Raw genomic sequence first — 7,725 nt, 5'->3', positions numbered from 1 at the left:
GGCCGCCGCCGGGGTCGCGGGTGTGATCAAGATGGTGCTGGCGATGCGGCACGAGACCCTGCCCAGGACCCTGCACGTGGACGCGCCCTCGTCCAAGGTGGACTGGGACAGCGGCGCGGTGGAACTGCTGACGGAGCCCCGGCCCTGGCCCCGCACCGGCGAACGGCCCCGCCGGGCGGGCGTCTCGTCGTTCGGCATCTCCGGCACCAACGCCCACGTCATCCTCGAAGAACCCCCCGCCGACGAGCCGTCGGGCGACCAGGGCACCGGTACCGCCACGCCCGGGGACGACCACCCCGCGGCTCCGGTGGTGCCGGTCGTGGTGTCGGCGAAGTCGGAGGCGGCGCTGCGGGCGCAGGCCGACCGGCTGGCCGCGTTCCTGACCGAACACGAGGAGGCCGGCGCGGCCGACCTGGCCGCCCAGTTGTCCCGCCGCGCCGCTCTGGACCACCGCGCGGTGGTCCCGGCGGCCGACCGCGACGACCTGCTCGCCGCCCTGCGGGCGCTGGCCGCCGGAGAGCCCGCCCCCTCGGCCGTACACGGCCGGGCACGGCAGGGCCGAACAGCCGTACTCTTCTCCGGCCAGGGCGCCCAGCGCGCGAGCATGGGCCGCGAACTGCACCAAGCCTTCCCGGTGTTCGCACGCGCCTTCGACGAGGCCTGCGAACTCCTGGAGGCCGAACTCGCCGGGGCCGGCATCCCCGGAGCGGACGGGGCCACCCTGCGGGACGTGATCGCCGGTAAGGCCGGCGACGGCGGGCTGCTGGATCAGACGGTGTTCGCGCAGGCCGGGCTGTTCGCGGTCGAGACCGCCCTGTACCGGCTGCTCGAATCACTCGGCGTGCGGCCGGACTACGTGGCCGGGCATTCGCTCGGCGAGATCACCGCCGCGCACGTCGCAGGAGTGCTCGACCTGCCCGACGCGTGCCGGCTCGTCGCCGCGCGGGGCCGGTTGATGCAGGCCCTTCCCGAGGGCGGCGCGATGGCCGCCATCGGCTGCGGCGAGGCCGACATCGCGCCCATCATCGCCGGGCACGAGCAGGTGGCGATCGCGGCCATCAACGCCCCCGGCGCGGTGGTCGTCTCCGGCGCGGCCGACCAGGTGGACCAGATCCTCACCTGGGCCGGCGAGCGCGGGTATCGGACCCGCAGGCTGCGGGTCTCGCACGCCTTCCACTCCCCGCTGATGCGGCCCATGCTCGACGACTTCGCCGCCGTGGCCGAAACCATCACGTTCCACCAGCCGGCCATCCCCCTGGTGTCCAACCTCACCGGCCGCCTCGCGGGCAGCGAGATCACCGAACCCGGCTACTGGGTGGACCACGTACGGCAGCCCGTACGGTTCGCCGACGCCATCACCACCCTGAGCGAGCACCAGGTCACCCGCTTCCTCGAAGCCGGACCCGACGCCCAGCTCACCCCCATGATCGAACAAACCCTCACCACCGACCCAGAAACCGAAACCGAAACCGAAACCGAGGCCGAGGCCGCCTCGGTGGTCGCCCTCCTGCGCCGCGACCGCCACGAGACCACCCAGCTCGCCACCGCACTCGCCCAGACCTGGACCCACGGCACCACGGTCGACTGGACCGCCTGGCCGTCCGGCACCCACAACCGGCACCTGGACCTGCCCACCTACCCCTTCCAGCGGCGGCACTTCTGGTTCCAGCCGACCCCGGCCTCGGACCCGGCGGCCCTCGGCCTGGGCACCGCGGACCACCCCATCCTCGGCGCGGTCGTCGAACAGCCCGACGGCGGAGCCATCCTCACCGGACGCCTGTCCGCCACCACCCACCCCTGGCTCGCCGACCACGCCATCAACGGCACCCCCATCCTCCCCGGCACCGCCTTCGTCGAACTCGCCCTCCGCGCCGGAGACCAGGTCGGCGCCCCCGTCATCGAAGAACTCACCCTGCACACCCCCCTGCCCATCCCGGACCCCGCCCACGACGACGGCGGCAGCACCGTCCAGGTCACCGTGAGCGGCCCCGATGAGGACGGCCGGCGCCAGATCACCATCCACTCCAAGGACGGGCAGGGCCACTGGACCCGCCACGCCACCGGCGTGCTGACCACCGCCGCCACCGCCCCCGCGGACACCCTCCATGCCTGGCCGCCGCCGGACGCCGAGCCGCTCGACACCACCGGCCTGTACGACCGCCTCACCGGCCACGGCTACGGCTACGGCCCCGCCTTCCACGGCCTCACCCGAGCCTGGAAACACCACGACGACCTCTACGCCGAAATCACCCTCCCCGAACACGCAGGACCCACCACCCGCTACGGCCTCCACCCCGCCCTCCTGGACGCGGCGATGCACGTGGACCTGGTGGCCGGGCCGAAGGCCACGCTGATCCCCTTCAACTGGCACGGCGTCACCCTCCACGCCGCCGGGGCCGGCGCGCTGCGCGTACGGCTGCGCCGCCTGGACGGCGACGAGGTCACCCGGCTGGACCTGGCCGACGGCGAGGGCCGCCCGGTGGCCACGGTGGAGACGGTGGTGTCCCGGCCGGTCCAGGCCGACCAGCTGGCGCGCGCCAACCCGGCCGGGGAGTCGCTGCTCGCGGTGGCGTGGCGGGCGATCACTCCGCCGAGGGAAGCGCCCGGCGCGGTGGACGCCTCCGCCGCGCTCGTCCTCGACGCCACCGGCCGGACCCCGGGGGATCTGCCCGAGCGAGTGCGGGGCGCCCTGCGCCCGGTCCTGGCCGGCCTGCGGGGATGGTCGGCCGTGGCGGACTCCCGGCCGGTGGTGGTGGTCACCCGGGGCGCGGTGGCGGTGCGTGAGACCGAGACGCCCGATCCCGCGCAGGCGGCGGTCTGGGGCCTGGTCCGGGCCGCCCAGGAGGAGAACCCGGGCCGGATCACCGTGGTCGACCTGGACTCGTCCGGCGACCCGGCGGCCGGCGTGCGCGCCGCCCTGGCCGCCGGCGAGCCCGAGCTGGCGCTCCGCGACGGGCGGCCGTGGGTGCCCCGGCTGACCCGGACCGCGCCCGGGGACGCCGGGCGGGCGGAGGCCGAGGGCACGGCCTGGCCGGTCGACGGCACCACGCTGATCACCGGCGGCACCGGCGGCCTCGGTGCCCTGCTCGCCCGCCACCTGGTCACCGAGCACGCCGTACGACACCTGCTCCTGACCTCCCGCCGAGGCCCCGACGCCCCCGGCGCCGCCGAACTCCACACCGCACTCACCGAACTCGGCGCCCAGGTCACCATCGCCGCCTGCGACGCCGCCGACCGGGACGCCCTCGCCGCCCTCCTCGACCACATCCCCGCCGCCCACCCCCTGCGCGCCGTGGTCCACACGGCGGGGGTCGTGGCCGGCGGGGTGGTGGGGACCCTGACGGAGGAGGGGCTGGACCGGGTGCTGCGGCCCAAGACGGACGCGGCCTGGCACCTGGACGAACTCACCCGCGACCGCGACCTCGCCCGCTTCGTGTTGTACTCCTCGGCCGGGGGGATGGTCCTCGCCGCCGGGCAGGGCGACTACGCGGCGGCCAACGCCGCGCTGGACGCGATCGCCGTACGGCGGGCCGCCGCGGGGCTGCCCGCGACCTCGCTGGCCTGGGGCATGTGGGCGGTGGACACCGGGCTCGGCGGGCCGCTGCGGGACACCGACCTGACCCGGGTGCGCCGGCTGGGCGTGCCCGCGATCACGGCGGAGACCGGCCTGGCGCTGTTCGACGCGGCGCTGCGCTCCCCCGTGCCGGTGCTGGCGCCGATCCGGCCGGACGTCCACGCGCTGCGCGCTCGCGGCGACGACCTGCCCGCGCTCCTGCGGGACCTCGCGGGGCCGCGCCGTACGGCCGCCGCCACCACGCCGGCCAACGGGTCCGGCGAAGCGGCGGGGCTGCGGGAGCGGCTGGCCGGGCTGCCGCCCCGGGAGCGGGACCGGGTGCTGCTCGAACTGGTCCAGGCCGAGGCCGCGGCGGCGCTCGGGCACGACACCGCGGACGAGATCGACGCGGAGCGCGGTTTCGTGCAGCTCGGCTTCAGCTCCCTGGCCGCCGTCGAGCTGCGGAACCGGCTGCGCGGCCGGACCGGCCTCGCGCTGCCCGCCACGCTCGCCTTCGACCGGCCGAACGCCACCGCGGTCGCCAGGTACCTGGCCGAGCGGCTGGCCCCGGCCGAGACCCCCGCGCCTCCCTCCGCTCCTCCCGCCGCTCCTCCCTCCGCCGACGGCGACCAGGCCGCCGCGGAGGCCGTACGGCCCGACGCGGAGGGCGACCGGCTCTCCGCCGAGGACGAGCGGCTCGCGGCGGCCTCCGCGGAGGAGCTCTTCGAGATCCTCGACCGTGAACTGGGTGGTGACGCGTAGCCCGATCCCTCGACCATGCGGTGGCCACAGAGAAAGCGGGTGACCCGATTGAAAGGCATCATTCTGGCCGGGGGGCGGGGAACGCGGCTCTACCCCATCACCCGGGCGGTGTCCAAGCAACTGCTCCCGGTCAACGACAAACCCCTCATCTACTATCCGCTGTCCGCGCTGATGCTCGCCGACATCACCGACATCCTGGTGATCTCGACGCCGGAGGACCTGCCGCAGTTGCGCCGGCTCCTCGGTGACGGCGGCCAGTGGGGGCTGCGGCTCTCCTACGCCGAGCAGGCCGAGCCGAACGGGATCGCCGAGGCGTTCCTCATCGGCGCGGACCACATCGGCGACGGGCCGGTGACCCTGGTCCTGGGCGACAACATCTTCCACGGCCACGACTTCCAGGAGATCCTGCGGAACGCGGTGGCGACCGTGGACGGATGCACGCTGTTCGGCTACCCGGTGAGCGACCCCGAGCGGTACGGCATCGCCGAGACCGACGCGGCCGGGCGGCTGGTGTCGATCGAGGAGAAGCCCCGCAAGCCGCGCACGAACCGGGCGGTGGTCGGGCTCTACGTGTACGACAACGCGGTGGTGGACATCGCGAAGAACCTGCGCCCCTCCGCGCGCGGGGAACTTGAGATCACCGATGTGAACCTGGCCTACCTGCGCCGGGGCCGGGCCCGCCTGGTGGACTTCGGCCGCGGCTACGCCTGGTTCGACGCCGGGACCCCGGAGTCGCTGTTCGAGGCCGGGCAGTACTTCCGGCTGCTGGAACGCCGGCAGGGCGTGCAGGTCGCCTGCCTGGAGGAGATCGCATGGCGTCGGGGCTTCATCGACGCCGACGCCTGCCGGCGGCTCGGCGAGGAGCTGGCCGCCTCGCCGTACGGCCGATACGTGTTGTCCGTGGTGGACGGGGGATGGCTGTGAACGTCGCTGTCGTGGGCCTGGGTTTCGTGGGCTCCAGTGTGGCCGCCGCGCTCGTGGAGCGGGGCGTGGACGTGGTGGGTGTGGACACCGACCTGGAACGGATCGCCGAGCTGCACGACCGCCGGTGCCGGATCAGCGAGCCGGAGCTGCCGGAGCTGCTGTTCGCCGGGCTGGACTCCGGCCGGCTGCGGGTGACCGGCGACTATGACGCGGTCGGCTCGGCCGAGGTCGTCATCGTCGCCGTCGGCACCCCGGTGCGGGAGGACGGGCACCTGGACGACTCGCAGTTGCGCGGCGCGATGGCCGAGCTCGCCCCGCGGCTGGCCCCGGACACGCTGCTGATCTGCAAGAGCACGGTGCCGCCGGGCGGAACCCGGGAGCTGGTCGCGCCCGCGCTGGAGCGGGCCGGCCTGACCTGCGGCGAGGACGTGGCGCTGGCGTTCTGCCCGGAACGGCTCGCCGAGGGCCGGGCGCTGCGCGAGCTGCGCGAGTTCCCCGTGGTGGTCAGCGGCTACACGGACAAGTGCGCCACGCGGGCCGCGGAGTTCTGGCAGGCGACGCTCGGCGTGCCGGTGATCCCCTGCTCCACGCTGGAGGCGGCCGAGCTGGTGAAGATGGCCGACAACTGGTGGATCGACCACAACATCGCGCTCGCCAACGAGCTGGCGAAGGTGTGCGGCGCGTACGACGTGGACGTGCTCGACGTGATCAAGGCGGCCAACTCGATCCCGAAGGGCAACGGCAACGTCAACATCCTGCTGCCCAGCGTCGGGGTCGGCGGTTCGTGCCTGGTCAAGGACCCGTGGATGATCTGGCAGGCGGCGCGGCAGCGCGGGATCGACCTGGCCACCGTGCCGGTGGCGCGCCAGGTGAACGACACGATGCCGCACTACACCGTCGATCTCATCGAGGCGGGGCTCCGCAGGCTCGGCAAGGACCCGGCGGGCGCGAAGGTCGCGGTGCTCGGCCTGGCCTTCAAGAACGACACGGGCGACCTGCGCGCCACGCCCACCAAGCCGGTGGTGCAGCGGCTGCTCGCGGCGGGCAGCGAGGTCTCGGTCTACGACCCGCTCGCCGTGCCGGCGGAGGTGACCGCGACCTTCGGCCAGGCGCCCGCGGCCACCCTGGAGGAGGCGGTGGCCGGGGCGGACTGCCTGGCCGTGCTCGCCCACCACCAGCAGTTCCACGCGATCGACTTCACCCGGCTGAAGGACCTGGTGGCGCCGTCCTGCCTGGTGATCGACGGGCGGGCCTACTACTCGCGGGAGAAGATCGAGGAGCTGCGCCGGGCCGGCTACACCTACCAGGGAATCGGGAGATGACCATGGCACGTGCGCTGGTCACCGGCGGATGCGGGTTCGTCGGCAGCCACCTGGTCGCCGCCCTGGCCGGGCGCGGCGACGAGGTCGTCGTCTTCGACGGCGGCCCGCCGCCGCCCGACCAGAGCCGGGACGGGGTACGGTACGTCCCCGGCGACATCCGCGACCGGGACGCCCTCGCCTCGGCCCTGCGCGACGGGGTGGACGTGGTCTACCACCTGGCCGCGGTGGTCGGCGTGGACCGCTACCTGGAGCGGCCGCTCGACGTGATCGACATCAACCTGATGGGCACCCGCAACGTGCTGGAGCTGGCCGCGGACGCCGGGGCGAAGGTGGTCCTGGCCAGCACCAGCGAGGTCTTCGGGAAGAACCCGGCGGTGCCGTGGGCCGAGGACGCGGACCGGGTGCTCGGCTCCACGGCGGTGGACCGGTGGAGCTACTCCTCCAGCAAGGCGCTGGCCGAGCACCTCACCTTCGGCATGGTGCGGGCCTGCGGCCTGCGCGCCACGATCGTCCGCTACTTCAACGTGTACGGCCCGCGGCAGCGGCCGGCCTTCGTGGTGAGCCGCAGCGTCCACCGGGCGCTGCGCGGCCTGCCGCTGGTCCGGTACGACGACGGCGCGCAGACCCGCTGCTTCACCTACGTCGCCGACGCCGTCGAGGCGACCCTGCGCGCGGCGGACGACCCTCGGGCCGACGGGGAGTGCTTCAACGTCGGCAGCTCGGTGGAGACCACCGTACGGCAGGCCATCGAGCTCGTGGCCGAGCTCACCGGGGCCGAGACGATCACCGAGCTGGACACCGCGGCGCGGCTCGGCGAGACGTACCAGGACCTGTCCCGGCGGATCCCCGACACCTCCAAGGCCGCCGCGGTGCTCGGCTGGAAGGCGTCCACGCCGCTGCGCGAGGGGCTCGCCCGCACCATCGACTGGGCCCGCCGCAATCCCTGGTGGCTGGACCAGCCCGACTCCGGCGGCGGATAGGACGGGGCCCCGCGCGGGGCCGTGCCACGACAGACGCCCGGGCGCTGGGCCGTACCCCGCGCCCGGGCGTCCGGCGTCTCCATGAGCGGACCCGCGGCGGCTCCACAGGGCGGAACCCCGGCGGTCTCGCGGCCCGGGCGCCCTTCCCAGGGCGGGCGGGGGGGACGCACCGGGGGGCGGACGC

Annotated in this window: 4 protein-coding genes; all 4 read left to right on the top strand. The window is 74.7% G+C overall.

Translation table 11 applies throughout. The features are described from left to right. A partial coding sequence (locus tag D5H75_RS39930) for a type I polyketide synthase (protein WP_277950011.1) occupies window positions 1-4,315 on the top strand: 4,315 nt, incomplete at its 5' end. A 48-nt stretch (window positions 4,316-4,363) separates the two neighbouring features. Then, a complete protein-coding gene (gene rfbA / locus D5H75_RS39925; protein ID WP_119931840.1) occupies window positions 4,364-5,239 on the top strand; it encodes a glucose-1-phosphate thymidylyltransferase RfbA in 876 nt (291 codons plus the stop codon). Then, the gene (locus D5H75_RS39920) at window positions 5,230-6,561 is read left to right on the top strand and encodes a nucleotide sugar dehydrogenase (protein WP_119931839.1); all 1,332 of its coding nucleotides are present in this window, start codon (window positions 5,230-5,232) and stop codon (window positions 6,559-6,561) included. The genes rfbA and D5H75_RS39920 overlap by 10 nt, the downstream gene beginning before the upstream one ends. Beyond that, window positions 6,558-7,541 carry an NAD-dependent epimerase/dehydratase family protein gene (locus tag D5H75_RS39915; protein ID WP_340137793.1) on the top strand — a complete coding sequence of 328 codons (984 nt, stop codon included), beginning with the start codon at window positions 6,558-6,560 and terminating at the stop codon, window positions 7,539-7,541. The genes D5H75_RS39920 and D5H75_RS39915 overlap by 4 nt, the downstream gene beginning before the upstream one ends. Window positions 7,542-7,725: the final 184 nt, after the last annotated feature.

The organism is Bailinhaonella thermotolerans (genome assembly GCF_003594875.1).
Lineage (GTDB): Bacteria > Actinomycetota > Actinomycetes > Streptosporangiales > Streptosporangiaceae > Bailinhaonella > Bailinhaonella thermotolerans.
Note: the sequence above shows the minus strand (reverse complement) of the source record. Positions and strands in the feature narration are given on the sequence as shown.

Excerpts from the sequence above, each read along its gene's own strand:
- D5H75_RS39920 (WP_119931839.1), top strand. The coding sequence starts at position 5,230 with ATGGCTGTGAACGTCGCTGTCGTGGGCCTGGGTTTCGTGGGCTCCAGT.
- D5H75_RS39915 (WP_340137793.1), top strand. The coding sequence starts at position 6,558 with ATGACCATGGCACGTGCGCTGGTCACCGGCGGATGCGGGTTCGTCGGC.